The organism is Pseudomonas syringae group sp. J309-1 (genome assembly GCF_032582135.1).
GTDB lineage: Bacteria > Pseudomonadota > Gammaproteobacteria > Pseudomonadales > Pseudomonadaceae > Aquipseudomonas > Aquipseudomonas quasicaspiana.
Genome location: NZ_JAWHNU010000006.1, coordinates 149,353 through 176,260, shown reverse-complemented (window position 1 = coordinate 176,260; position 26,908 = coordinate 149,353). Strand labels below are relative to the sequence as shown.

The 26,908-nt window shown below is 58.2% G+C and carries 27 protein-coding genes; 26 read left to right on the top strand and 1 reads right to left on the bottom strand.

Going from position 1 to position 26,908, the window contains the following annotated elements:
• The 6 genes from RX972_RS05730 to RX972_RS05705 all read left to right on the top strand — a co-directional run.
• On the top strand, positions 1–201 hold a 201-nt coding region (locus RX972_RS05730; protein ID WP_316873243.1), incomplete at its 5' end, for a hypothetical protein.
• Between the two features lie 117 nt (positions 202–318).
• Entirely contained in the window at positions 319–750 is a 432-nt protein-coding gene (locus RX972_RS05725; RefSeq protein ID WP_027900465.1) for a DoxX family protein, read from the top strand.
• Entirely contained in the window at positions 743–1,372 is a 630-nt protein-coding gene (locus RX972_RS05720) for an antibiotic biosynthesis monooxygenase (protein ID WP_231674787.1), read from the top strand. Before RX972_RS05725 ends, RX972_RS05720 begins: the two co-directional genes overlap by 8 nt.
• A gap of 151 nt (positions 1,373–1,523) precedes the next feature.
• On the top strand, positions 1,524–3,362 hold the full coding sequence (locus RX972_RS05715; RefSeq protein ID WP_099268951.1) for an amidohydrolase: 1,839 nt from the start codon (positions 1,524–1,526) through the stop codon (positions 3,360–3,362).
• A 53-nt stretch (positions 3,363–3,415) separates the two neighbouring features.
• Positions 3,416–4,045: an isochorismate family cysteine hydrolase YcaC gene (ycaC, locus tag RX972_RS05710; RefSeq protein ID WP_027900462.1), complete on the top strand. Its 630-nt coding sequence runs from the start codon at positions 3,416–3,418 to the stop codon at positions 4,043–4,045.
• 251 nt (positions 4,046–4,296) lie between these two features.
• On the top strand, positions 4,297–5,139 hold the full coding sequence (locus tag RX972_RS05705; protein ID WP_316873240.1) for a fumarylacetoacetate hydrolase family protein: 843 nt from the start codon (positions 4,297–4,299) through the stop codon (positions 5,137–5,139).
• Positions 5,140–5,325: 186 nt separating this feature from the next.
• Here RX972_RS05705 and RX972_RS05700 read toward each other — a convergent pair whose 3' ends face one another.
• Complete coding sequence (locus RX972_RS05700) at positions 5,326–6,534, bottom strand: YbfB/YjiJ family MFS transporter (protein WP_316873238.1); 1,209 nt, start codon at positions 6,532–6,534, stop codon at positions 5,326–5,328.
• Positions 6,535–6,681: 147 nt separating this feature from the next.
• On the opposite strand from RX972_RS05700, the gene RX972_RS05695 reads away from it, so the two are divergent.
• The 20 genes from RX972_RS05695 (at position 6,682) to RX972_RS05600 (ending at position 26,700) form a co-directional block, all read left to right on the top strand.
• Positions 6,682–7,554: a LysR family transcriptional regulator gene (locus RX972_RS05695; RefSeq protein WP_027900459.1), complete on the top strand. Its 873-nt coding sequence runs from the start codon at positions 6,682–6,684 to the stop codon at positions 7,552–7,554.
• Between the two features lie 254 nt (positions 7,555–7,808).
• Entirely contained in the window at positions 7,809–8,660 is an 852-nt protein-coding gene (locus RX972_RS05690; protein WP_099268733.1) for an STAS domain-containing protein, read from the top strand.
• A 4-nt stretch (positions 8,661–8,664) separates the two neighbouring features.
• A complete protein-coding gene (locus tag RX972_RS05685) occupies positions 8,665–9,027 on the top strand; it encodes an STAS domain-containing protein (RefSeq protein WP_027900457.1) in 363 nt (120 codons plus the stop codon).
• A complete protein-coding gene (locus RX972_RS05680; RefSeq protein ID WP_099268734.1) occupies positions 9,024–9,428 on the top strand; it encodes an anti-sigma regulatory factor in 405 nt (134 codons plus the stop codon). Before RX972_RS05685 ends, RX972_RS05680 begins: the two co-directional genes overlap by 4 nt.
• Positions 9,419–10,435: an anti-sigma regulatory factor gene (locus RX972_RS05675; protein WP_183141587.1), complete on the top strand. Its 1,017-nt coding sequence runs from the start codon at positions 9,419–9,421 to the stop codon at positions 10,433–10,435. Before RX972_RS05680 ends, RX972_RS05675 begins: the two co-directional genes overlap by 10 nt.
• Positions 10,428–11,294, top strand: coding sequence for a sensor histidine kinase (locus RX972_RS05670; protein ID WP_027900454.1), 867 nt, complete (start codon positions 10,428–10,430; stop codon positions 11,292–11,294). The genes RX972_RS05675 and RX972_RS05670 overlap by 8 nt, the downstream gene beginning before the upstream one ends.
• Positions 11,284–13,239: a response regulator gene (locus RX972_RS05665; protein ID WP_099268735.1), complete on the top strand. Its 1,956-nt coding sequence runs from the start codon at positions 11,284–11,286 to the stop codon at positions 13,237–13,239. The genes RX972_RS05670 and RX972_RS05665 overlap by 11 nt, the downstream gene beginning before the upstream one ends.
• A 515-nt stretch (positions 13,240–13,754) precedes the next feature.
• Complete coding sequence (locus RX972_RS05660; RefSeq protein ID WP_099268736.1) at positions 13,755–14,072, top strand: hypothetical protein; 318 nt, start codon at positions 13,755–13,757, stop codon at positions 14,070–14,072.
• A gap of 400 nt (positions 14,073–14,472) precedes the next feature.
• Positions 14,473–15,423, top strand: coding sequence for a LysR family transcriptional regulator (locus RX972_RS05655; RefSeq protein ID WP_099268737.1), 951 nt, complete (start codon positions 14,473–14,475; stop codon positions 15,421–15,423).
• Positions 15,424–15,762: 339 nt separating this feature from the next.
• The gene (locus RX972_RS05650; RefSeq protein WP_316873230.1) at positions 15,763–17,223 is read left to right on the top strand and encodes an NAD(P)/FAD-dependent oxidoreductase; all 1,461 of its coding nucleotides are present in this window, start codon (positions 15,763–15,765) and stop codon (positions 17,221–17,223) included.
• Positions 17,220–18,194 carry an ABC transporter permease gene (locus RX972_RS05645; protein WP_027900963.1) on the top strand — a complete coding sequence of 325 codons (975 nt, stop codon included), beginning with the start codon at positions 17,220–17,222 and terminating at the stop codon, positions 18,192–18,194. Before RX972_RS05650 ends, RX972_RS05645 begins: the two co-directional genes overlap by 4 nt.
• The gene (locus RX972_RS05640; protein ID WP_122395179.1) at positions 18,191–19,096 is read left to right on the top strand and encodes an ABC transporter permease; all 906 of its coding nucleotides are present in this window, start codon (positions 18,191–18,193) and stop codon (positions 19,094–19,096) included. Before RX972_RS05645 ends, RX972_RS05640 begins: the two co-directional genes overlap by 4 nt.
• Complete coding sequence (locus RX972_RS05635; RefSeq protein WP_231671854.1) at positions 19,093–20,106, top strand: ABC transporter ATP-binding protein; 1,014 nt, start codon at positions 19,093–19,095, stop codon at positions 20,104–20,106. The genes RX972_RS05640 and RX972_RS05635 overlap by 4 nt, the downstream gene beginning before the upstream one ends.
• Positions 20,096–21,109, top strand: coding sequence for an ABC transporter ATP-binding protein (locus RX972_RS05630; RefSeq protein WP_027900966.1), 1,014 nt, complete (start codon positions 20,096–20,098; stop codon positions 21,107–21,109). The genes RX972_RS05635 and RX972_RS05630 overlap by 11 nt, the downstream gene beginning before the upstream one ends.
• A gap of 55 nt (positions 21,110–21,164) precedes the next feature.
• Complete coding sequence (locus RX972_RS05625; RefSeq protein WP_027900967.1) at positions 21,165–22,730, top strand: ABC transporter substrate-binding protein; 1,566 nt, start codon at positions 21,165–21,167, stop codon at positions 22,728–22,730.
• Between the two features lie 67 nt (positions 22,731–22,797).
• A complete protein-coding gene (locus RX972_RS05620) occupies positions 22,798–23,319 on the top strand; it encodes a CMD domain-containing protein (protein WP_406643659.1) in 522 nt (173 codons plus the stop codon).
• Positions 23,319–23,906, top strand: coding sequence for a peroxidase-related enzyme (locus tag RX972_RS05615; protein WP_099268743.1), 588 nt, complete (start codon positions 23,319–23,321; stop codon positions 23,904–23,906). Before RX972_RS05620 ends, RX972_RS05615 begins: the two co-directional genes overlap by 1 nt.
• A gap of 186 nt (positions 23,907–24,092) precedes the next feature.
• Positions 24,093–24,620 (top strand): chalcone isomerase family protein, encoded by a 528-nt coding sequence (locus RX972_RS05610; protein WP_316873220.1) that lies wholly within the window; start codon positions 24,093–24,095, stop codon positions 24,618–24,620.
• 26 nt (positions 24,621–24,646) lie between these two features.
• Positions 24,647–25,168 (top strand): DUF3833 domain-containing protein, encoded by a 522-nt coding sequence (locus RX972_RS05605; protein ID WP_027900971.1) that lies wholly within the window; start codon positions 24,647–24,649, stop codon positions 25,166–25,168.
• Positions 25,169–25,512: 344 nt separating this feature from the next.
• On the top strand, positions 25,513–26,700 hold the full coding sequence (locus RX972_RS05600; RefSeq protein WP_316873217.1) for an MFS transporter: 1,188 nt from the start codon (positions 25,513–25,515) through the stop codon (positions 26,698–26,700).
• The last annotated feature ends 208 nt before the right edge of the window (positions 26,701–26,908 follow it).

Genomic DNA, 26,908 nt, shown 5'->3' with positions numbered 1-26,908 from the left:
GGAGCTGCCGAAGGCTGCGATCGCGGTGTATCAGGAGAAATGCTTCGCAGCCTTCGGCAGCTCCTACAGAAAATGCAGTTCAGCCCATTAATTTGCAGTTGTGTGATGGAAGCCGAGCTTGGTCTGGGCCCACAAGGTGCGGCGCTAGTCCTGGGTTTACGGCTGTCGAAAAAAACCAGCCGTGCTTTTGCGCACGACTGATCCATGAAAGCACAAGCATTCAATTACCGCTCGCTTCAACGCTGCACTATCGAATCCACAGTTGGCCAGTACACGGAGATTCCCTGTCCTGGCCATTCCCAATTTCGTGGGTGCGTGATGAATCATTCGACAGTTGAAAACCTATCCCTTGAAGACCGGGTCCGCGATCTCGGTCTGCTGTTCCTCAGGCTAAGCGCCGCGGCTTTTCTTCTGGTCGTTCATGGCCTGCCAAAACTCCTCGATTTCAACCATCAACTGACGCTCATCGAAGACCCGTTCCACTTGGGCGCGCAGTTGACCCTGATCCTCGCAATCTTTGCGGAAGTCCTGTGCCCGCTGCTGATTGCTGCTGGGATCTTGGTGCGCCTTGCATGCCTGCCCATTCTGTTTCTGTTGCTGGTCGCACTGCTTGCCGTTCACCCGGAATGGACGCTGGAGCAGGGCCAGTTTGGCTGGTTGCTGTTGATCATTTTTACAACTGTGTTGATTGCAGGGCCGGGACGGCTCGCGCTCAACACACGTTTCAACGGAGCGGTGCGTTATGTCTGATTCAAACTCCTTGGTCGACGAAGCGGTGATGGTCAACCATCCGACATTCAATGAAGTTGTGACGCTGGTGATCAAGCACCGCATCCGCGCCGGTATGGAAGCGGATTACGAAGCCTGGCTAAGGCGCATCGTAGGTATTGCCGGCAGCTATCCGGGGCACTTGGGCGTGGATGTGATCCGCAGCAAGTCGGGTGGGCTGCATCTGTTCACCTGTGTTCTGCGCTTTCACTCTACTGACGCCATGCAGCGCTGGCTGGATTCGGAGCAGCGCAGCCAGTTGGTTGAGGAGGCCCGCCCAATGCTCGCCGACGGCGACCAGACCGAAGTTAATCCCCATAACGAATTCTGGTTCACGCCTGCCTCCGAGGCTTCCGCACCGCAGCCGCCGCGCTGGAAGCAGGCGTGTGTGACGTTTCTGGTCATTTGCCCGCTGACACTGCTCATTCCTCTGCTCTGGGGGCCGGTGTTCGCGTTGAGTCCGCTGCTCGCCAACTACGTGGTGAGTACCGCCCTGGTCACGGTGACCATCGTCCTGCTGGTCTGTTACGTGATGATGCCTGCCGCAACCCGGCTGTTCGCACCCTGGCTGAATGCCGCGCAGAAACAGCCCTCCGTGGAGTGACGCCATGAGCAATGACGACAAGGACACCGATCAGGAACGCCGCCGCTTTCTGGCCAAAGGCACGTTGCTCAGTGCCGCGGCGGCCATCCTTCCGTCTTTTCCCTTCGCTGGCTATGCCGGTGCCTCTCAAAAATCTGTCGAAGGAACCGCGATGAACGTCGAACTGATTCTCTACAACGGCCAACTGCATACTGTCGACCGTGAAAAACCAAAGGCCAGCGCGGTCGCCATCAGCGGCGGACGCTTTGTGGCAGTGGGCACCGATGCAGAAGTCATGGCGCTGCGTGGCAGTGCGACCCAGGTCATCGACCTGCAAAAGCGCACGGTGATTCCGGGTCTCAACGACTCCCACTTGCACCTGATCCGTGGCGGCCTGAACTACAACCTCGAACTGCGCTGGGAAGGCGTGCCGTCACTGGCTGATGCGCTGCGCATGCTCAAGGACCAGGCCGACCGCACTCCGACGCCGCAGTGGGTGCGGGTCGTGGGTGGCTGGAACGAATTCCAGTTTGCTGAAAAGCGCATGCCGACGCTTGAAGAGCTTAATCAGGCGGCTCCGGATACCCCGGTGTTCGTTCTGCACTTGTACGACCGTGCCTTGCTCAACCGCGCCGCGCTGCGTGTCGCCGGGTACACCCGCAACACGCCGAACCCACCGGGTGGCGAGATTGTCCGGGATTCCAATGGTGATCCAACCGGCATGCTGGTCGCCAAGCCCAACGCGATGATTCTCTACTCGACGCTGGCCAAGGGGCCGAAGCTGCCGCTGGAGTATCAAGTCAACTCGACGCGTCAGTTCATGCGAGAGCTGAACCGGCTGGGTGTGACCAGTGCCATCGACGCGGGCGGTGGTTTCCAGAACTACCCGGATGATTACGCAGTGATCGAACAGTTGGCTCGCGAGAAGCACCTCACCGTGCGTATCGCATACAACCTGTTCACCCAGAAGCCGAAAGAAGAGCTGGCCGATTTCAAGAACTGGACCAGTTCGGTCAAGTTGCATCAGGGCGATGACTTCCTGCGCCACAACGGCGCGGGTGAAATGCTCGCTTTTTCCGCGGCGGACTTCGAGGACTTCCTCGAACCGCGTCCAGACTTGCCCGCAGGCATGGAGCAGGATCTGGAGCCGGTGGTGCGCCACCTGGTCGAACATCGCTGGCCGTTCCGGTTGCACGCGACTTATGACGAGTCCATCTCGCGAATGCTCGACGTGTTCGAGAAAGTCAATCGCGAGATTCCGTTCAACAACCTGCCGTGGTTCTTCGACCACTGCGAAACCATCAGCCCGAAAAACATCGAGCGGGTTCGCGCCTTGAATGGCGGCATCGCGATTCAGGACCGTATGGCCTTTCAGGGCGAATACTTCGTCGAGCGCTACGGCGCAAAGGCTGCCGAATATACGCCGCCGATCAAACGCATGCTGGCCGAGGGTGTGCCGGTGGGCGCGGGGACCGATGCGACCCGGGTTTCCAGCTACAACCCGTGGACTTCGCTGTACTGGATGGTCAGTGGGCGCACGGTCGGAGGTCTCGAGTTGTATCCGGAAGGATTGTCTCGCGACACCGCACTGGAGTTGTTTACCCATGGCAGCGCCTGGTTCTCATCCGAGCAGGGCAAGAAGGGCATGATCAAAGTCGGCCAACTGGCTGACTTGGTGGCCCTGTCCGCAGACTACTTCAGCGTCGATGAAGAGTCGATCAAGTGGATCGAGTCGGTGCTGACCGTGGTGGACGGCAAGGTGGTGTACGGCAGCGGCGATTTCGAGAAGCTCGCGCCACCGCAGGTTCCGGTGCTGCCGGACTGGTCGCCGGTGGTCAAGGTGCCGGGTCACTGGCGTCCGAATTCGCCGTTAGTGGCTCAGATTCACCAGTGCAGCGGCCCTTGCGTCGTGCACTCCCACAGCCATGAGCGCGCACGTATGTCCAGCGTACCGGTCAGCGATTTCCAGGGTTTCTGGGGCGCGTTCGGCTGTTCATGTTTCGCATTCTGATCATCTGCCATCACGGCGATGACGTTACTCTGAAAACCTGAAGGAGTTACCCCATGAGTACTGCTACCCCCTGGAAACGCTTGAACAAAGACGACGCGGTTGTGCTGCTGGTGGATCACCAGACCGGTCTGATTTCGCTGGTGCAGGATTTTCAGCCTAACGAGTTCAAGAACAACGTGCTGGCGCTGGCGGATCTGGCGAAGTTCTTCAAACTGCCGACGATTCTGACCACCAGCTTCGAAAACGGTCCGAACGGCCCGATGGTGCCCGAGCTGAAGGAGCTGTTCCCGGACGCGCCATACATCCCGCGTCCCGGCCAGATCAATGCCTGGGACAATGAAGACTTCGTCAAAGCGGTCAAGGCAACCGGCCGTAAGCAACTGATCATCGCTGGTGTCGTGACTGACGTGTGCGTCGCATTCCCGACGTTGTCAGCACTGGCTGAAGGGTTTGAAGTGTTCGTCGTGACCGACGCATCGGGCACCTTCAACGAAACCGTGCAACAGGCCGCCTGGGCCCGCATGACCGCTGCCGGTGCGCAACTGGTCAACTGGTTCTCCGTGGCGTGCGAGCTGCAGGTTGACTGGCGCAACGATATGGAAGGTCTGGCAAATCTGCTCTCGCCACGCATTCCCAACTACCGCAACCTGATGAACAGCTACTCGGCACTGACTGCGAAGTAAGTTCTGAGGCTCAAAGAACGGCGCCCTGCCTTGAGTAGGGCGCCGTTTTTGCTTATACCTTCAGGTCGCCTCGATCCTGTGGGACCGAATTCATTCGGGAAGGCGGTATTTCAGGCAGCGCATCGGCTGTGAATGTACCGGCCCCTTCGCGAATGAATTCGCTCCCACGGGGATCGCGTTTGCAGAATTTCAATAGATTGCCGAGGCTATGCCATGATGCCCCTGCTCATTTACTGACAAGGAATAACCCCATGAAGCTGGTTCGCTACGGTCTACCCGGTGCTGAAAAGCCTGGCGTCATTGACTCCAACGGTGGCATTCGCGATCTGTCGGCGCATGTTGATGACATCAACAGCACTGCGCTTTCCATCGAGAGCCTGTCGCGTCTGAGTGCCATCGATTGCTCGACGCTGCCGCTGGTTGCGGGTGATGTGCGTATGGGGCCACCGATCAGTAAAAGCGGACGGGTGATCTGCATTGGCCTTAATTACACCGACCATGCCGCCGAAACCAATCTGCCGATTCCTGCCGAACCGGTGATGTTCCTCAAGGCTTGCTATCCCACTGGCCCCAACGACGACATTCGCTTGCCGATTGGCTCGGTGAAGACTGATTGGGAAGTTGAACTGGGCATCGTGATCGGCACCCAGGGGCTGTACATCGACAAGGCCGATGCTTTGACGCACGTCGCGGGTTATTGCGTAGTCAATGACTTATCCGAGCGCAGTTACCAGCTGGAGCGTGGCGGGCAGTGGACCAAAGGCAAGAGTTTTCCGGGGTTTGCCCCCGTTGGCCCATGGCTGGTGACGGCTGACGAAGTGGCTGATCCTGGCAAGCTGGCGTTGTGGCTGGAGGTCAATGGCAAACGCCAGCAAGACGGCAACACGGCCAATCAGGTATTTGATGTGGCGACGGTCGTCAGCTACGTGTCGCAGTTCATCGAGCTGGAACCTGGCGACTTGATCAGCACCGGCACCCCGGCAGGCGTGGGGTTGGGTCATAAGCCTGAGCCATTGTTTCTCAAACCGGGGGATGTGGTAACTCTGGGCGTGGAAGGGCTTGGGGAGCAGCGGCAGGTGATAAAAGCGTTTTGATTTTTATGGGGCGGTTAACCACTATTGCTCTAATTGAAATGCGGTCTACCTGTGGGAGCTGGGCTTGCCCGCGATGCATGTGTCGCAGTTCTAAGGCAGACCGAGTTATCGTTTATCGCGGGCAAGCCCAGCCCCCACAAGAAGATCCCATTTCACATCAGGCCTGTGTGGTTTTTGACAGTGGTGTTAATCCCGAGCAATCAACGCAGCAATAAAATCAGCCACCAACGCCACAGCAATCGCCAGCGCAGCTATCACAAACAGCATCACGTGATGCCCGCCATTGGCGTTGAAGATCACTGAGTACCCATAACCGCTCAACGCCTGAAACGTCGCGAAGGAAACCGTGGCACGGCTCCAGGCCACCTGCTGCTGTTCGTGGCGGAGTACCAGTTCGTGAATCCTGCCCAGAGCCAGCGGGACAATACCCGGTGGAAACGAGCCAATGATGATTGCCAGCAAGGCCAGCAGCGCGAAGTTACTGGTGGTGCACAGCAACGCCACAGTCACGGCTTGTACCGCGAGCACCAGGCGGATCGAGGTACGGGCACCCAGGCGGTCAGCCAGAAAGCCGTAGATCAACGGGCCCAGAATTGCGCCGACCCCGTACATGACCCAGATCACGGCACCCGCATGGGCGCTCAGGCCAAGGCCGCGGGTCACGTAATCCACGAGGAACACCATCGTCGGCACCAGGCCGATCGCCATCAATGCGTATTGGCCAAACAGCAGGTATATGCCTGAGTTCATGCGGCTGTTAAGTGGCTGATGAGTTGCTTCGGCAGAGGCAGACACGGCGGCAGTAGCGCTTGCCGATGGCCAGCAAAACCAGCTCGCTGCGGTGAGCACGAGGGAGGCCAGACCCAGGCCAATCCAGGCATCTCGCAAGCCTAGCGACAGCAGGAACGGCACCAGCGTGCCTGAACCTGCGATGCCCAAACCCACCCCGATAAAGATTGCACCACTGGCCAGCCCTCTACGGGCGACCGGTACGTGAGGAATCACCGTTGCAGCCACCACTACTATGATCGCGCCCCCTGCGATACCGGACAGCAGACGCCAACTGAAAAACCAGGCGACCGACAACGGCCAGGCACAGGCAAAAAACGACGCGGTGGCGATCAGCATCATCAAACGCAGCGAGTGCGCGTTGGACAGTCGGGCCGCGATGGGGCGGCCGGTGAGGGCGCCAATCAGATAGCCGATCAGGTTTGCCGCGCTCAGGTAAATCACATCCGACGCAGAAAACCAGTGCGCCTCGATCAGTGATGGAATCAGTGGCGTATAGGCGAATCGCGCGAGGCCGATGCTCACAAGGCTCGCGCTGAGGCCTGCAAGTATGTGCAGCCAGACGTTGTTGCGCCGGGGTGCAAAGGTGTCAGTAGTGGTGTGCATGGCGGAATGTCCTTCCCCACAGAATCATGGAATCAAAGTGAGCACTACAAAGTGCTTGGCATGGGTCCATGGTAGCGACGATGATTGATGCAATCTTGCAGTTAATTGTCTTTGGTGAGATGCATAAATGCATCAGGTGGGTGGCCGTTGAACTGGGATGACACGCGAATTTTTCTGGCGGTCTGTCGAAAGTCCACATTGCGCGGTGCGGCGCGATTGCTGAATGTAGATCAGGCAACGGTAGGTCGCCGGATCGCGGCCCTTGAAAATGCCTTGGGCACCAAGGTGTTTCTACGCACCTCCGAGGGCTACGTGCTGACGGTTGCAGGGGAGGCTGCGTTCAAGTCGGCGGAAAAGATGGAGCGCTCGGCGCTGGAGCTGCAACGGCAGATTCAAGGGCTGGATGATCGACTCAAAGGAGAGGTGCGCATCACCTCCACCGATTCGCTGGCCGTCGATTTTCTGATTCCTGCCATCGCTCATCTGCATCAAACACACCCGGACGTGAAAGTCCGGCTCGATGCATCCATACAAATGCTTAGTCTTTCCCGGCGTGAAGCCGATATAGCCGTCAGAAACGTCAAACCAGAAAATCCGGATTTGATCGCTCGCTGCATTGCCCGTTGGCCGGTAGGGCTGTATGCGTCGGCGGAGTATGCGCAACGCCATGGCGAGCCTGAACCGGGTTCGGCATTTGCCGGTCATGACCTGATCATGTTTCAGCCCTATCTGGACAGTAGCCGTGAAGCGACTATCGTTTCCGAGCCGGTCGGTGAAGGGCGTCTGGTGGCGACGGTTAATTCCGGACTGATGATGCGTCGCTCGATTGCTGCCGGGATCGGCATTGGCGAAATCCCGGTGTGTCTGGGCGAGCGTGACGGGCTGACCCGGCTTTGGCCGGATCGGCAGCGGCAGCAAACGTACGACGTCTGGTTGGTGACTCATGAAGACTTGCGACATACCGCACGGGTGAGGGCTGTCATCGATCACATCGTCAGCGTCTTTGAGTCAGTCGGTTAGGCATGCAGCATTAATCAGGTCGAATGGGTGTAACGCCCGTCGAAAAAGTCGCATTCAGAGTGGTTTTGATGAAAAAACTGGCCGCTATAACGCTTGACGAAAAGCTATTAGCAATGTGCCAGCAGAGGCTGCTTGCATTTAAAGGTGAATGGTAGAGAATCGCCGCATAAAGAGGCCAGTCGGCCCATATTCATACTCGTTATTGCATTCCTGGATAATCAGGTTTGCCGGCATTGTTCAGGAGTTCAAACAAGATGGCAGCAGTGCAGCAAAAAACCGTTGACGCAATCAAGACCTCCCAGCCAGAACTGTCAGCTGAATGGCTGGCGGCGCTGGAAGCTAACGGTGCCACTCGCAACCTCAAGATCGATGATCTGAAACAACAGATGGCGGAGTTCCTGAGTCTCGTGGTTTCAGTCGCGGAGAAGGGGCGTCATCAATCTCTGGCTGGCAGTGACTGGGACGAGATTCGTCAATTCCTCGAAAAGCTTTCCCAGAGCCGTGCTTCGGTGGGCCAGGATTCGCAGCAGACTGCAAGTTTTGTCTTTGCGCTCAAAGGCCCGTTGTTTGCCTTGATCCAGCGTGAATATCAGGCTGATCCGACGCTGTACGCCGAGCAGTTGCTGGAGCTGTCCGAGTTGCTGGATGCGTTGGCCATGCACACCATCCGCACGTTCCAGAAATCCCGTGAAAACGTAATCAAGCGTCAGCAGGAAGAGTTGCTGGAGCTGTCGACTCCGGTGGTCAAACTGTGGGACGGCGTGCTTGCCTTGCCGATGATCGGCACCCTTGACTCCCAGCGTACCCAGGTGGTGATGGAGTCGCTGTTGCAGCGCATCGTCGACACGGGTTCGGAAATCGCCATCATTGACATCACCGGCGTGCCAACCGTGGACACACTGGTTGCGCAGCACTTGCTGAAAACGGTCACCGCCATTCGCTTGATGGGTGCTGATTGCATCATCAGCGGTGTACGTCCGCAAATTGCTCAGACCATTGTCCATCTGGGCCTCGATCTGCAAGGCGTCGTCACCAAAGCCAATCTCGCCGACGCGCTGGCTCTGTCGCTGAAGCGTCTGGGGCTGACCGTCACCAAGGCGGTATAAGTTCATGGAACGTATTCCTATTCTGCAGATGGGCGCCTATCTGCTCGTCACGATCCAGGTCGACATGCACGATCAGCTTGCGCTGACCCTGCAGGACGATCTGTCCGAGCGGATCAGCAAAACTTCTGCGCGGGGTGTCCTGATCGACATCTCGGCGCTGGACATCGTCGATTCGTTCGTGGGTCGCATGATCGGCACTATTTCCGGCTTGTCGCGGATCATGGATGCCGAGACCGTACTGGTCGGCATGCAGCCCGCAGTGGCGATTACGCTGGTTGAGCTGGGCATGACCTTGCCGGGCGTCAGCACTGCGTTGAACGTTGAGCGCGGCATGAAACTGCTGCATGAGCGAGTGCAAGCGCAATGACCGTACGCAGCAGCGGTTCGCAACCCGTGCTGATCGAACAGGACGTCGTACTTGCGCGCCAGACCGCGCGCAAGCTGGCCCAGGAGTGCGGCATGCGCCTGATTGATCTGACCAAAATGGTCACCGCTGTCAGCGAGCTGGCACGTAACACCATGGTCTATGGTGGTGGCGGAGATATGGACTGGCAAATCCTCGAAGAGGATATGCGCACAGGTTTGCGGATCACCTTCCGCGATGAAGGTCCGGGCATTCCTGACCTCAAGCTGGCGATGACCGATGGCTGGACTTCCGGTAATGGCATGGGCCTTGGCCTGACCGGCGCCAAGCGTCTGGTGGAAGAGTTCGAACTGGACACTGCTCCCGGTGCCGGAACCCGCATAACGATTACCCGATGGACGTGATCCTGCGCAGTACCCTGACGCAGGTTTTGTTGATTGAGGACAGCAGCCAGGTAGGCCACGCAAGACGCACCGCTCAGCAGTTGGCGGAGAGTCTCGCGTTCGATGAAGTGGACGCCGGACGTGTCGCGCTGGTCGCTACCGAGTTGAGCAGCAACATTCTCAAACACGCGGTTCGCGGCGAATTGCACCTGCGGGTTTTCGATTCGCCGGGGTTGTCCGGCATCGAAATCATTGCCGTGGATCGTGGTGAAGGTTTCGACCTGACTGATTGCATGCCCGATGGCTTCTCAACCCGAGGAACCCAAGGCATTGGCCTTGGCTCTATCGAGCGCCAGGCGGATGTCTTTGATGCCCACGCGGATGCTCGCGGTGCGGTGGTCATGGCCCGTTTCTACCCCCGTAAAAACAAGACCCGGGACCTGCGTGTCGGTATCAGTCAGCATTCACTGCATGATGATCCCGCCTGTGGCGATGTCTGGTCACTGGCAGTGGAGGGGCAGCGGATTAGTGCGTTGATCATCGACGGGCTGGGTCATGGTGAGGATGCTGAAGTCGCCGCGCGTGCCGGTGAGGTCGAATTCCAGCAGCGGCCTTTTGATTCTGCCGAGCGTGTGCTCGAGGACATGCACCATTCCATGAAGGGAACGCGTGGCGGTGCCGTAGCGGTGGCCAACTTTGATGCTGGCCTGGATACGTTGCGCTTTGTCGGGATTGGCAATATCGGCGCCACGCTGATTGGTGAAGACAAAGTTCGGGGACTGGTATCGCATCCTGGCATTGTCGGCCTTCAGTTCAGAAAGGCTCAGGCATTCGAGCATTCGCAAGTGACCGGCCAGTTGCTGGTGATGTACAGCGATGGCCTGCAATCTCGTTGGAACCTGCGTGATTATCCGGGTCTGATTTATCGTCATCCGGCGGTTATCGCTGCCGTCCTGCACCGCGATTTTTGCCGCGGCCGAGATGACGTCACCGTGTTGGTCATTACCCTGGAGGCTTTCAATGCCTGAACCGATCGTTGCTGATCAGTCCATCGAGTTGCAAAAGTTGCGCGATGAAGTGGACGCGCTGCGTGCCGAGCTGGACGAAACCAATCAGGGCGTACTGGCGCTGTATGCCGAACTCGACAACCAGGCCGATGAACTGCGTGAGGCGTCTGATTTGAAGAGTCGCTTCCTGTCTTACATGAGCCACGAATTCCGCACGCCGCTGGGCTCCATTCTGAGCATCACCAGCCTGCTAAAGGACGAAATCGACGGTCCGTTGAGCGAAGAACAGCACAAGCAGGTCGGCTTTGTCAGTGGTGCAGCCCGTGAGCTGAGCGACATGGTCGATGACCTGCTCGATCTGGCCAAGATTGAAGCCGGAAGGATCAGCATTTCCCCTGCCTGGTTCGACATGTTCGACTTGTTCTCGGCACTGCGCGGCATGTTCCGGCCGATCGTCAACGCGTCGTCCGTGGACCTCATTTTTGAGGAGCCGTCAGGCTTGCCGCGTCTGTACACCGACGACAAGAAGCTCGCGCAGATCCTGCGCAATTTCATTTCCAACTCCCTTAAATTCACCCAACGCGGTGAGGTTCGAGTATCTGCACGTCTGGAAAGCGATAACGAAATCCGCTTTGCGGTCTCCGATACCGGTGTAGGCATTCCTCAGGAAATGCACGGCGCCTTGTTCGAAGACTTTTCGCAGATCGACTCCCCTCTGCAAAAGCGATTGCGCGGGACCGGGCTTGGCCTGTCACTGTGCAAACGCTTCGCCGAGCTACTGGGCGGGCGAGTCGGGCTGGAGAGTGAACCCGGACTGGGCTCGACATTTTTCGTGATCATTCCACTGGCCATCGCAGCAGGGCCTGTTGATGAAGCGTGAACTCCGGCTGCTCATCGTTGATGACAACGCAGCGACACGCTATGCGTTGCGGCGACGCATGGAGCGCCACGACTTTATCGTCAGCGAAGCAGGTACGGGCACCGAGGGGCTTGAGCAGATCGCAGCACAACTCCCGGATGCGCTGATTCTGGATGTGAACCTGCCGGACATGAGTGGCTTCGACATCGTTCGTCTGTTGCGTGCCGAGCCACGCACCGCGTTGCTGCCTGTGGTGCATGTCTCGGCGGCGTCGATTCATACCACCGACATTGTCACCGGCCTTGAGGCGGGCGCTGATGCCTATCTGGTGCACCCGGTAGATCCGGATGTATTGCTGGCGACCTTGCGGACATTGCTCCGGGTACGAGACACCGAATACGCATTGCGTGAAAGTGAGGCGCGCTTCAGGGAGATTTTCGTCAACATTTCCGCGCCCATTGCGGTCATGGACGCTCAGCTCAAGGTCTACGAGTGCAACCACGCGTTTACGCTGCTGACCCATCAAAGCCTGGCCGATGAAACCATGCTGGGCTCTCTGGCTGGCGATCAGGATGAAGTTATTCAGGAGCTGCGCGCGGGGTTGCTGGCGGGTGAGCGCTGGCAAGGCACGTTGCGCATGTTGGTAAGGGGTGAATTACGCGAGACCGAGTGGCAGATTTCACCTTACCGCACACCCGGGCTGAGTCTCGTGTTCGTTGAAGATGTGACCGAGCACCGGCAGCGGGAGCAGTCACATCTCAAGCAACTCGACAGCGTCAATACCAAGCTTGCCCACGAAGTGGCCGAGCGCGCCCGAACTGAAGCTCAGTTGCTGCAAGCGCAGAAAATGGATGCAATCGGGAAGTTGACCGGCGGTATTGCCCATGACTTCAACAACTTGCTGACCGGGATCATTACCGGTATCGAGTTGATCAAGAGGCGGACCCAGGAAAATCGTCCCGAGAAAATCATGCGCTACGCAGAGGCGGCACTCGCTTCGGCCTCCAGTGCGGCGGCGCTCACCCACCGATTGCTGGCATTCGCTCGTCAGCAACCGCTGGACGCTCGGCCAATCGACATCAACAAACATATCCGCTCGCTGGAAGACCTGATGCGCCGCACCATCGGTAAGCGCATCGCGTTGACGCTGGACCTCACCTCGCAGTCGGCCATTGCACTGGTGGATAGCAGTCAGCTGGAAAGTGCGTTGCTCAATCTGGTGATCAACGCCAGGGATGCGCTGCCGAACGGCGGAACGATCCGGGTCACCACCTTCGCTGCGCATTCCAAAGGCGATGCCAGGCTGGCGGATGGCGCTTACCTGGCGCTGTCGGTAAAGGATGACGGCATCGGCATCGAGCACAGTGTCATTGATAAGGTGTTTGATCCGTTCTTCACCACCAAACCCATTGGCAAGGGCACCGGGCTAGGTCTATCGACCATCTACGGCTTCGCGCGGCAGTCGCAAGGCGACGTAGTCATTCGCAGCGTAGTGGGCCACGGCACAGAAGTCACCTTGATGCTGCCAGCCGGAATTGAGTCCGTGCCGGTCGAGGAGGCGCCGCCTGTTGCTCCGCGAGAGGGGGCGGGGCAGCACATTCTGATCGTGGAAGACACGGCATCAGTGCGGATGTTCGTTAACGAGCTGCTGATCGATACCGGCTACCGCTGCACTCAGGTAGGGGACGTCGCTACGGCATTGTCGTTACTTGAAAACGACACGTCGATTGACCTGTTGCTCAGCGACGTCGGTTTGCCTCACATGAATGGGCGTGAGCTGGCGGACCGGGCCCGTCTCTGGCGTCCTCACTTGCCGGTATTGTTCATGACCGGTTACGCCGAAAACGCGGTGGACCGGCAGAGCTTTCTGGGCGAGGGCATGGACATGATCATCAAGCCGTTCCAGCTGGGCGCGTTGCTTGAGAAAGTCAACGCCATGCTGGAGGCAACTCCCCGCGAAACCTGATCGGCCGCCGCGTTGCCGTGACCGGCCGGTCAGAATCAGAAATATGTAGTGCTCTAAAATATTCACTACATAATCATTGACGCATGCCTTTTCGACTTGCATTATGCAGCTGTCTCCCTGATCGGGAGAGTTGGAAAGGGTGTTCTTGACATGCACGACGAGCCGTCGTGATGTTCCCGGATGTGTGCTGCCCACAAGGCAGATTGATGAAGCTGACTTGGCATGGTCGTCTCAGGGCGAGTTGATGCTGGCGATACGTCCTCATGAGGCTTGTGGCTGACTGCAGTTCAGATTGCCGCTGGTTTCCGATGTTTCGCTACTTCTTCCTGTTGTTTGTCCTGCCGCGTAGCAGCTTTTCATCAAGGCTACATGCATCTAGTCAGGGGCCGGTTCTGCGGGCGAGTGAACGATGTGTCATGTTTCGTTCATCAGCAGTGATACGAATTAATTGGCCGATTTGATGATGTGTTCGAGCTCACTAATTAATCTGATGACAAGCGGTCAAGGAGTTACACATGAACTTGAATAACCAACCCACTGTCCAGGAACTTTCCGAGCTGTTTGCTGCGCGCAAGGACACACTCGATAACCATATCCTTTGGGTGTGCGAAGAAGGTGAAGTGCGTATTGAACCTCTTGCCTCGGGTGTGCCGGAAGAGCAGTTCATTGCCAGCCGCCCAAACTTGCGCGCTCGTCTCTCGATGTACCGCCGCGGTCATGGCTGGGTCGGCAAAAAGGCCGCCGCAGACAAGCAGTTCATGAGCGATGTGCTGCAGACGCTGCAGGATGTGTGGAGTCAGCCTGAAGCGCGGATTGCTGAGCGTTCGTATTAATGTGATGTCGGTGCAGTTCTTTGTGGGAGCGAATTCATTCGCGAAGAGTGCTTAACAGACAAAAAACAGGTAATGAATGCTCCGGCCTCTTCGCGAATGAATTCGCTCCCACAGGGCGCGTCGGGACCATTAGTAATAAGTGTTTTTTTAAAAGTACTGATAAAAAGTGCTGGTCTGTATGTTGTTCTCACGCGCCCTCTGAAAGTATTCAGAGGGCTTTTTATTTTCGACTATATAAAAGCCAGGGCGACCATTCGATATCACTGACCCGGCCGACGACATCTTGCTCTAGAGCCCCCAAGTAGGCTTGTTCTGTTCGATAGGTTAGGCTTGGCCGTTTCCGGTTGCGGATGAGCGCCGGGCATTATCTGATCTTCATCGTTCATGACAAGGCGTGTTTATGGATTTGCGGCAACTGGAAGCGTTCGCGGCGGTTATGTCGGCTGGCAGTGTCACGGCAGCGGGTAAAATGCTCGGTCGTTCACAACCCTCGGTCACCCGGGTGATTCAGGAGCTGGAGCAAGAGCTCGGCTTTGCGTTGTTCGAGCGTAGCGGTCCGAAGGTCACGCCCACCCAGAAAGCCTTCATGATGTACGCCGAGGTTGAAAGTGCCTTGCTCGGCATCCGCAACATTCGCCAGCGCGCCTTGCACATCGCTCAGGACGAGAATCGCCAGATCAAGCTCGTGGCCATCCCGGCGCTGGCGGCAGGTTTGCTGCCGCTGGCCTTGTCCCGGCTGCCACAGTCGCTGCAACCACAGCACATTCAACTGCACAGCATGTCTCCGGAAAACGTTGTTCAGGCCGTGCTTTCCAAGACCATGGACCTGGGAGCCGTAAGCCTGCCGCTGGAACATCGTGGTCTGGACATCCACTGGATCGGCGAGTCGCCGTGCGTGGCCGTGCTGCCCGCAGACTCGGAACTGGCTCGTTACGATGTTCTGTCCATGGAGGTTCTGGCCGCACATCCATTGATCACCATGTCCAACCCGTTCCGTTTCCGTCGCCGCATCGACAAGGCGTTTCAGGATGCCGGTGGCAAGGCGCCGCATATGCTCGACACCAACACCTCGCTGGTTGCCATGCAGATGGCACGCGTCGGCCTGGGAATCGCACTGGTTGACCCGTTCACGGCATTGGGCGTCCCGATCAATGGCGTTGTAGTGCGACCTATCGAGTGCAACATCCCGTTCTTCTTCGGTCTGATTTCTGCCTTCGCCAGCCCGTTATCCGATGTGTCGGTGGCGCTGGTCGAAGAACTCGCCAGATCCGCCCAGGCATTGTTGCCATCAATGATCATGCATGACCCGAGCGAGCACGACGCTTTGCTGCAGAGCATTTATGCGGGTTAGCCGCAGGTTCTGAGTGGGGGCGGTGCGCCTGCCTCACTCCATCCTGATCTGGAATGCTGCTTCTATGTGGGAGCTGGGCTTGCCCGCGATACAGACACCGCGGTCTGCCAGGCAGATTACCTGAACCTTATCGCGGGCAAGCCCGGCTCCCACAGGGTTCTGATTGCTCTAATACCCTTATGGAATATCAATATTCAATAATCATCGTTGAAGGAATATTCCACGGCTTCTACTATTCGTTATCCGAATTCATAAGCCTCATGAATTCGAAAATGTATGAGTGTGGAATGCTTCTTGTATAGCAAGTGACCACCTTTTCTCGAATGCCGAGTATTGAAAATGTCCGATTTGAACACCGCCAGTGGTCTTGCCGCGCTGGAAGCTCGCTTGCAGCAGGATTTGCAATGGCTGGATCTGCCTGCTGCGCCCTGGGTAAAACCACGGGTTAATGACGGGCAGGCGGTGCTGGATGTGGCCATTATCGGTGGCGGCATGGCTGGTCTCGCGCTGGCCGCAGAGCTGCGCAACATGGGCGTGATCGCGCGCATTTACGATCAGTCGCCAGCCGGTTTCGAAGGCCCGTGGGCGACCACTGCACGCATGGAAACCCTGCGTTCACCCAAGCAACTGACCGGCCCCGCATTGGGCCTGCCTGCGCTGACGTTCAGAGCCTGGTACGAGGCGCAATTCGGTCTGGAGGCGTGGAATACGCTGGACAAGATCCCGCGCCTGCAATGGGCTGAATACCTGCGCTGGTATCGCAAGGCACTCAAACTGGACGTGCGCAACGAGCATCGCGTGAGCCGTGTGCAGCCTCGGGCTGATGGTTTGGTTGAGCTGGATATCCAGCATGCCGGGCAGCTTCAGACCATTGTCGCGCGCCACGTAGTGTTGGCCACCGGTCGCGACGGTCTGGGCGGTCCTTGGGTGCCTGATTTTGCCAACGATTTACCACGACATTTCTGGGCGCATTCGTCTGATGGATTGCAGGATGAATGGTTTGTCGGCAATCGGGTTGCCGTGATCGGTGGTGGTGCGTCGGCCATGGACAGCGCGGCTACAGCGCTGGAAGCTGGTGCGAAACGGGTCGATTTGCTGATTCGCCGGGCCGAACTGCCACGGGTCAACAAAGGCAAGGGCGCAGGTAATCCGGGCATGACTCATGGTTACTGGAGGTTGCCGGATGCCTGGAAATGGCGGATCCGCAAATACCTGAACACCCAGCAAGTCCCGCCGCCACGTGGCAGCACCCAGCGGGTTTCCCGCTCACCCAACTCACGCTTTCTGTTGAACAGCCCGGTGGTTGCCGTTCAGCAGAACCCGGCCGGCGGCCTGTGGCTAGATACGCCCAAGGCGCGGATCGAGGTGGATTTTCTGGTATTTGCGACTGGCTTTCGCACCAACTTCCAGTTGCGCCCCGAGTTCGCCAGCTTCGCCCAGCATGTCCGCGCCTGGAGCGACAGCTTCACACCGCCAGGGGGCGAGCCGGATAACGAGCTGGAGGACCTGCCGGATCTGGGCTTGTGCTTCGAATTTCAGGAAAAGACCCCCGGCGTTTGCCCGGGCATAGGTCTGATTCATTGCTTCAACTACCCGGCAGCCCTGAGCTATGGCGCGGTGTCGGGTGATATTCCGGCCATCAGCGAAGGCGCCAAGCGTCTCGCTCAAGGCCTGGCAGGGCAGTTGTTCAACGAAGACATCGAGCTGCATTTTACAGCCATGCAGAATTACGCCGAACCTGAGCTGCTCGGTGATGAATGGGTTGCCAGCGAGCCTACGGCTCAAGAGTTACGCGGATGATCGGCTGGCTGCTGCGTCGCCTGAGCCAGTCGCTGCTGGTGGTACTGCTGATGACCCTGGTGGTTTTCATTGGTCTGAACGCCATTGGTAACCCGATGGATATTCTGGTCGGCGAAGACCTCAATCAGGCCGAACGACTCGCGGCCATCGCCCATCTGGGCCTGGACAAGCCGTTGTGGCAGCAATATCTGCTGTTCCTCAAGGGGGCGGTGCAAGGCAATCTCGGCCAGAGCTTTGTTTACCACGAAGACGCCATGCGCCTGATCGTGCAGCGCCTGCCCGCGACATTTGAACTGGCCTTCAGCGCGATGTTTCTTGCCGTTGTGCTTGGCGTGCCACTGGGCATGTTCGCGGGCAGCTATCCCGATCACCCGTTGTCGCGCATGTTGATGGCCTCCAGCATCGTCGGTTTTTCGCTACCCGCATTCTGGGTGGCGCTGATGATGATCATGCTGTTCTCCATCAAGCTCGGCTGGCTGCCTGCCAGTGGCCGCGGCGAGACTCGCGAGCTGTTCGGTATCCAGTGGTCCTTCCTGACCCTGGACGGCTTGCAGCACCTGATTTTGCCTGCACTCAATCTGGCGTTGTTCAAGATCTCGCTGGTGCTGCGCCTGACCCGTGCTGGCGTGCGTGAAGTGCTGCCGCAGGAGTACGTGAAGTTTGCCCGGGCCAAAGGCCTGTCGCCGGTGCGGGTGATGTGCATGCATGTGATGCGCAACACCATGATCCCGCTGGTCACGGTGCTGGCCATGGAGCTGGGGTCGACCATCGCGTATGCCGTGGTGACCGAAAGCATCTTTGCCTGGCCCGGCGCAGGCAAGTTGATTCTGGACAGTATCAATATGCTCGACCGCCCGGTGGTGGTGGCTTATCTGATGGTGGTTGTGGTGATTTTTGTGGTGCTCAATCTGATTGTCGATGCGTTGTATTACTTCCTCGACCCGCGTGTGCGTGTGGAGGCCAAACGATGAGTCAGGTTCCTGTAGCAACCTTCAAGGCGCAGTCTCCATGGCGGCGCGGCATGTCGGAATTCAAGACCTCGCCGACGGCCATGCTCGGTTTGCTGGTGTTGGTTTTTATTGTCGGTGTTGCGGCGCTGGCACCCTGGATTGTCTATCAGAACCCCTACGACCTGATGCAGCTCAACGTGCTGGACGCGCGCCTGCCGCCGGGCACGGAAAACGTCGACGCCGGTTATACCTATTGGCTGGGCACTGACGGCCAGGGACGCGATTTGCTCTCGGCGATTATTTACGGCTTGCGTATCAGTCTGTGGGTCGGCATTGGTTCCGCGCTCATCGCCGCAGTACTCGGCACCATGCTTGGCTTGTTGTCGGCATATGCAGGTGGTTGGGTCGATGCGTTGTTGATGCGTCTGGTGGATTTGCTGTTGTCGTTCCCGGTGATCCTCATGGCGCTGATGATTCTCGCCTGGCTGGGCAAAGGCGTCGGCAATGTGATGCTCACGCTGGTGGTACTCGAGTGGGCCTACTACGCCCGTACCGCCCGTGGTCAGGCACTGACCGAGAGCCGCCGCGAGTACGTCGATGCGGCGCGGGGGCAGGGTATCGGTTCGTGGCGCATCGTGGTCGGGCACATTCTGCCCAACTGCCTGCCACCGTTGATCGTTATCGGCGCGTTGCAGATCGCCCGGGCGATCACCCTGGAAGCGACGCTGTCGTTCCTGGGGTTGGGCGTGCCGATCACTGAACCCTCGCTGGGTCTGCTGATCGCCAACGGCTTTCAGTACATGCTCAGCGACGAGTACTGGATCAGTTTCTATCCGGGGCTGGCGCTGCTGATAACCATTGTCGCCATCAATCTGGTGGGTGACCGTTTGCGTGATGTGTTGAACCCGAGGTTGCAACGATGAGCCTGCCAAACATCTCTGCCGAGCCTTTGGCAAACGTACAGCCGACTTTGGATGTGCGCGGCCTGTGTACGTCGTTCTATACCCGCGCCGGGGTGTTGCCTGCAGTGCGTGATGTGTCTCTGACCATTCAGCCCGGGCGGATTCTGGGTCTTGTAGGCGAGTCGGGTTCCGGCAAGTCGGTGACCGGCTTCTCGATTCTCGGTCTGGTGGACGAGCCGGGGCGGATCAGCGGCGGTGAAGTGCTGTTTCAAGGCCGGGACCTGACGCGTTTGTCGGCTAAAGAATTGCGTCACCTGCAAGGCAATCGCATCGCGATGATTTTTCAGGACCCGATGATGACCCTCAATCCGGTACTGCGAGTCGACACGCAAATGATCGAGGCGGTGCAAGCCCATCAGCCGCTGAGCCGTGCCGAGGCTCGTGAGCATGCCAGCCGCACCTTGGCGCTATTGGGTATCGCCAGTCCTGATGAGCGTCTGCGCGCCTATCCGCACCAGCTGTCTGGTGGAATGCGTCAGCGGGTGGCAATTGCCATTGCGCTGCTGCATTCGCCGGACCTGATCATTGCCGATGAACCCACCACCGCGCTGGACGTGACCATTCAGGCGCAGATCCTCAGTGAAGTGCAGAAACTGGTTCGCCAGCAGGGCACTTCCCTGATCTGGATTACTCACGACCTGTCGGTCGTCGCCGGTCTGGCCGACGATATTGCGGTGATGTATGCCGGGCGCATCGTTGAGCAAGGCACGGTGGCTGCAGTACTGGATCGTCCACAACACCCTTATACCCAAGGTCTGATCGACAGCTTGCCGAGCCGTAACAAGCGCGGTCAGCGCCTGCGGCAGATTCCGGGCATGGCGCCGGATCTGCTGTCGATGCCCGCGGGCTGTGCCTTCGCTGCGCGTTGCAATCGAGCCACTTCGGTGTGCGAGCAGGATCCGCCCAGTCAAGCGATAGAGCCGGGCCGACTGGTCCGCTGTTTTCATCCGGGAGCCGCCGATGAGCAATGAATCGACGCCAATCATCGAGCTGCGCGATGTCAGTAAGACATTCGGCAAAGCCAGTCCCGACACCGGACTGCAACATCTCATGCAGCGCCTGCAACTGACTCGGCCGACCTCGGTGACTCACGCTGTCGACAGGGTTGATCTGCGCATTGTGCGTGGCGAAGTGGTCGGCTTGGTGGGCGAGTCGGGCTGTGGCAAGTCGACCCTCGGCCGAATGGTCGCGGGCTTGCTGCCGGTGTCTTCCGGTACGGCTTCCATCGACGGTAAGTCCATTGAAGACTTCACCAGCGAAGAGCGTCAGGCGGCACGGCTGAAAATTCAGATGATCTTTCAGGACCCGTCCGCCAGCCTCAACCCGCGCCTTCGCGTGGACCGGATCGTCGGGGAGGGCGCGTTGCTGCACGGCCTGACCGACAAGGCCGGATTCGACGATTACGTCAGCGCCCAACTGCAACGTGCCGGGCTCAGCCCGCAGTTGCGTCAGCGCTATCCGCATCAGTTCAGTGGCGGCCAGCGGCAGCGAATCGGTATCGCTCGTGCGTTGGCGGTGCAACCTGAACTGCTGGTGTGCGATGAATCAGTGGCGGCACTGGACGTCTCGATTCAGGCGCAGATTCTCAACCTGTTCATGGACCTGCGCGACGAGCTGGGTCTGACCTATCTGTTCATCAGCCATGACCTTGGCGTGGTCGAGCATCTTTGCGATCGCGTGGTGGTCATGTACCTGGGCCGGGTCGTGGAGAGCGCCGACGTTGACGATCTATTCAGTCGTGCCAATCATCCTTACACCCAGGCCTTGCTGGCTCAGATCCCGCGTTTCGATATTCGCAGTGCCCGTTATGACGCGATCAAAGGGGAAATCCCCAGCCCGCTGAACCCGCCTGCCGGGTGTCATTTCCATCCTCGTTGCCCGCACGCCATGGCGCGCTGTCGCGTGGAAGTTCCACCGCTCAGGGAGGTTTCGCCGAACCACCTGAGCGCTTGCCACCTCAACGAAACAGCCTGAACGGACGCTTGATCGTCCGTCTTTCTTATTGCCATTGCGTACAAGGAAACAACACATGAAACCTCTTGTTCGTTCACTGTTGGCCTCGGCCCTGATTCTGGCTGGCGGCAGTGCCTCGGCTGAAGCCTTGCGTATCGGGTACGCCGACCCGGTCTCGTCCCTCGATCCGCAACTGAACAACTACGCCGGGGATCGGTCGGTAGCGCTGCATGCCTTCGAATCGCTGGTCAATCGTCACGATGACAAGACCCTGCCGGGCCTGGCCAAAAGCTGGAAGGTGCTGGACGACAAGACCTGGGAGTTCAGCCTGCGCGACGACGTCAAATGGCAGGACGGCAAACCGCTGACCGCCGATGATTTCGTGTTCTCCTTCGAGCGTGCCCGCGCCGTACCCGGCTCCGTCGCGTCCTATGCGGGCGCCATGCGGACTGTCGAGTCAATCCAGGCCAAGGATGCTCACACCCTCATCATCAAGACCCGTTCACCTAACGCCAACCTGCTGCCGGACGTCGATTCGATCTACATCGTCAGCCGCCATGTGGGAGCAGGCGCTGCGAGCGCCGATTACAACTCCGGCAAAGCAATGGTCGGCACCGGGCCTTATCGTTTCGTGTCCTTCGTGCCGGGCGACCGCACGATTTTCGAGCGCAACAACGAGTACTGGGGCGAGAAGCCGCTGTGGGACAGCGTTGATTATCGTTACATCGCCAATGCCGCGAGCCGCACCGCAGCCTTGCTGGCGGGTGATGTGGACGTGATCGACAAGGTTTCGCCAACTGACGTGGCGCGCCTGCGCCAAAGCCCGAATGTGAAGGTTTACGCTTACTCCGGTCTGCGTGCGCTGATTGTTCAACCGAGCTTCCGCGAAGGCCCGAACGAGTTTATCCGTGACAACGCGGGCAAACCTCTTGAGCAAAACCCGCTGCGCGATGTGAAGGTACGCAAGGCGTTGTCGCTGGCGATCAATCGTCAGGCAATTGTCGAGCGCATCATGCAAGGCACCGTGACCGAGGCCAACCAGTGGATGCCAGCCAATACCTTTGGCTACAACGCAGACCTGAAAAACATCCCGTACGACCCGAAACAGGCCAAGGAGCTGCTAAAGGAAGCTGGCTTCCCGGACGGCTTCCAGTTGACCGTGCATGTACCGGGCGACCGTTACCCGCAAGCCCCGGAAACCATGCAGGCCGTTGCACAATTCTGGTCGCGGATTGGCGTGAAGGTGCAGCTGGAAGTGCTGCCCTGGGCGGTTTACGCCGGTAAGGCCAACAAGAACGAACTGGCAATCAGTGTGATTGGCTGGGGTAACGGCACTGGCGAAGCGGCTTATGCGCTGACCAACATCCTGACCACCGTCGACAGCACCAAGGGCCTGGGCGCTTCCAACTGGGGCCACTACAGCAACCCGTTGGTGGATCAGGCATTGACCAAAGCCACCGCAGAGTTCGACGAAGCCAAGCGCCGGGCCATTCTGGAAGAGTCTGCGAAGGTCGTGACTGACGATGTCGGCATCATCCCGCTGTTCCACTACCAGAACATCTGGGCTGCGCGTAAAGACCTGAAAGTTGAGCCTCTGGTCAGCGACCGTACCGCCGCCAGTATGGTTACCAAACTGCCTTGAAGTCTTGAAACCCTGAGCCTGACGCCTTGCGGGCGACAGGCATCAGCCCGATGCAATCAGAGGATTTGTGATGAATTCCACCGCTCAATCGCCGGATGTGCTGGATGATTTGCTGGGCCTGACGCCCGGCACGCATCTGCATCAGGTTCGTCATGCCCGTGACAAAGTGCTGGCCGCTACTCAGGGCAGCCACGCGCAGTTTTTTGACCCGCATCTTGAGAATAATCTGTCCCTGAATGAGCGCCTGCTGGTGGCCTATTTCGCCAGCCGTCTGACGCCCAGCCCGTTGTTGGCTGATTACTACAAGGAGCAGTTGCGGGCGTTGAGCGTCGATCCATTGCTGATCGGCGCATTAGATTTTGCGGCCCTTGAGCGCCTGACGGACCCTCGCTTGAAGGCCATTCTTGGTTTCACCCGCACCCTGATCGAGCGCCCGGTGGAAGGTGATCAGCAGGCGTTGCATGTGCTGCAGCAAGCCGGATTGTCCACCGCAGAAATCGTGGTGCTCGCACAGTTGATTGCCTACCTGTCTTACCAGATTCGCCTGGCGGCAGGCCTTGCCGCGTTGTCAGCCGCAGGAGTTGCGTGATGAGTGAGCCTATCCGTATCAACGGTTTCACAAGCGAAGTACTGGGCTGGAAAGCCTGGCTGCCGACCATCAAGCTGGACAGCGCAACACCCGAGCAAGTGGCTGTGCTGGAGGAGAGTCATCCGCAGGCCAAGGTCTCCGATTATTACCTGACCCTGGCGCATCAGCCCGAAGTGCTGCGCCAGCGTTCTCTGGCTTTCAACGCCATCATGTACGCCCCCGGTGGTTTGTCGCGCGCCGAGCGTGAACTGGCGAGCACCGTGGTTTCCCGTATCAATCAGTGCGTGTACTGCGCCTCCGTGCATGCCCAGCGCTTTGAGCAACTGGCCAAGCGCAACGACGTGATTGCCGAGATATTCACGGATCCTGAAACGGCCGGGACGACAGAGCGGGAAAAGGCCATCGTGCGTTTTTCCATCGACCTGACCCTTGATCCGGCTGCGCTGGGTGCTGAACACATCCAGCCGCTGCGTGCGCAAGGTCTGGATGATGCGCAGATTCTGGACCTGATCCACGCGATTTCGATTTTCGCCTGGGCCAATCGTTTGATGCTCAATCTGGGCGAGCCGGTTTACAAGGAGGCGTGAACAGGGCGCGCTCAGCAATCAGGCGTTTGAATAAAAACTTCACTAAAAATTGTACAAAGTGATATTCGTCGTATAGCTTTTAAGTCTGAAGGGTCAGCTTCCCGGTGTTGTTGTGGTCTTTGACCTTGCACCGGGTTGCTGACCCTTTTTTGGTCTTGCCCTGAAGATCCAGACGAGAGGCATTGTATGGCACGACTTTGGTTGGTGGTTTTTCTGCTGTTCAGTCAGGTGGTCAGCCAAGTGGCGAGCGCGTCCTGGCAGGAGGCGTTGCCCAATGCACAGGTCATCGGCGGGGGCGATCTGCGCGTGTTCGGCTTCCGTGTCTACACTGCGCGATTGCTGAGTGCTGGCAAGCCTCTGAAGGCTGATCAGCCGTTTGCACTGGAGCTGACTTATCACCGGACGATTTCCCAGGATGATCTGGTTGAGGCCAGCATTGTCGAGATCAAGCGTACCTCACCGAAGCCGATCCCCGAGAAGCAGTTGGTCGCCTGGCGTGAGCAAATGGCCCAGGCGTTTGTCGATGTTGAAGAGGGCATGAAAATCACCGGGGTGTATTTCCCTGGCCGCGAAGCGCGGTTTTACGTCGGTGACAAGCTGCAGCATGTTGTACAGGATCCGCAGTTTGCAAAAGCATTCTTTGATATCTGGCTAAGCCCGAAAACCCGCAACCCCGAGCTGCGTGAGCAACTGATGGGTGGGGCACGTAAATAACTCATTTCTCTGCTGGGAGCTGGACTATGTTGAAGGCCATGATCATCGCTGCATGTATCGGTTTGACTGCCTGCAGCGGCGTGGACGTGAAGCAGTACAGTCAGGAAACCCCGAAGCTGGATCTGCGAGAGTATTTCAACGGCCGCGTAGTGGCTCAGGGCATCTTCCAGAAGCGTTCCGGGGAAGTCACCAAACGCATGGATGTGGTGATCAATGGTCGCAGCGAAGGCGACGCGTTGATCCTGCACGAAGACTTCACCTACAGCGACGGTAAAAAAGAAACCCGGGTATGGACGCTTCTTCCCGATGGGCCAGGCCGCTGGACGGGCACAGCAGGGGATGTCGACGGCAAGGCTTTCGGTGAAGTGTCCGGCAATGCCTTTCACTGGCGTTACGTGCTGAATCTTCCGGTAGACGGCACCACGTACAAAGTGCACTTCGACGACTGGATGTACCTGCTGGACGAAAAGACCCTGGCCAATCGCTCGTACATGAGCAAGCTGGGTGTGGAGTTGGGGCAAGTGACGTTTTTCTTTCGTAAGGAATAATGGCGAGAGGGAAAGCAACTGCCTGACTTTGTATTGGCCTGCAATTTTTTAGGCGCCACTTCCCCTGTGGGACCGAATTCATTCGGGAAGACTGATTGTCAGACACTGAATATCTATTGTCTGTAACGGCCCCTTCGCGAATGAATTCGCTCCCACGCAGACTGTGTAGACGTAGCGCAGTAGTTTTCACACAGTCTGCACGGGAATCGTGTTTGCAGGCCAAGCTACCGATATGAAATTTCTTGAAACCTTCGCTGCATATCCTGCCCACCCCTCTGTACTATGGCTGCCCCGGTTTTTGATACCGGACGCATGACCACGATATTCCTCACCGGACGACCTGCATGACCAAGCCTGTTTCATCTTCCAGCAGAGATTTCATTCTGGTGGCCTGCGCATTGCTGATCGTCATGGTTGGCACGACATTGCCAACCCCGCTGTATATCTATTACCAGCAGCAGATGCGCTTTGGTGAAACCTGGGTGACGCTTATTTTCTCGATCTATGCCGCTGGAGTCATCGCCGCTTTACTGGCGGTGGGCAGTTGGTCTGATCAGGTCGGGCGTCGTCCTATGCTGTGTGCCGGTCTGGTCATGGGGGCGATCAGTGCGGTGATTTTCCTGTATTGCGATTCCATTGGTGGCCTGTTGCTGGGCCGACTGTTTTCCGGGTTTTCCGCCGGGATCATGACCGGCACCGCCACGGTGGCTGTCATCGAGCTGGCCCCGAAGTCCTGGAGCAGGCGCTCCACGCTGGTGGCGACGGCTGCCAACATGTTTGGTCTCGGGCTGGGGCCTTTGCTGGCGGGTCTGACGTCTCAGCATTTACCGCATCCACTGCAACTGGTGTTCTGGCTGCACCTGGGGTTTCTGGCGATTGCCCTGGTGGGCGTTATGGTTGCCCGGGAAACGGTCAAGCGTCCGGAGGTGCCACGCTTGCGGGTCATGCGGCCTTCGATTCCCGCCGAAGTGCGCGGCCTGTTCATTCCGGCAGCCATCGCCGGGCTGGCAGGCTTTAGCGTTGCCGGGCTGTTCACCAGCATGGTGCCGTCGATCATGCGTCAGGTCATGGAGCAATCCAGCGGCATCGTGATCGGTGCTGTGGTCGGCTCGTTCTTCGCCGCATCGGTAGTCGGTCAGGCACTGTTGCAATGGTTGCCGTCCCGCCAGCACATGACCCTGGGTTGCGTTGCGCTGATTCTCGGCATGCTGACCCTTGGCCTGAGTATCGCGACCGAGCAGATGCTGTTGCTGATCGTCGCCGGCATCACCGCAGGTATCGGCCAGGGCATGGTGTTCCGCGCCGGTATGGGCGCGGTGACTGCCGCCAGTCCTGCGCATCAGAAAGCGGCGGTCGCGTCAGCGCTGTTTGTGGTGCTGTACCTGTCCATGTCATTGCCGGTGATCGCCGTCGGGGTCAGCGTGCCGGTGTTTGGTCTGCGTCATGTGGGTGAGTTATTCAGCGCCATTGTTGCGTTGATCGCTGTGGTTGCGATGTGGAGCATGAGAAGGGCGCAGGCTGCGGCGGTCTAGCCTTGACGATGATGCCTTGTGGTTGTGGTTGTGGGAGCTGAGCTTGCTCGCGATGAGGCTGGACACAATCTAACGTAAACCGCGTCAACCTATCGCGAGCAAGCTCTGCTCCCACAAGGTTCTCCACTAGCCGGTCAAATACCATCACCGCCCCAAGGCACATTTCTTGCTTTGCTAACAATAAAACTATTGATAGCTAGCAAAAATA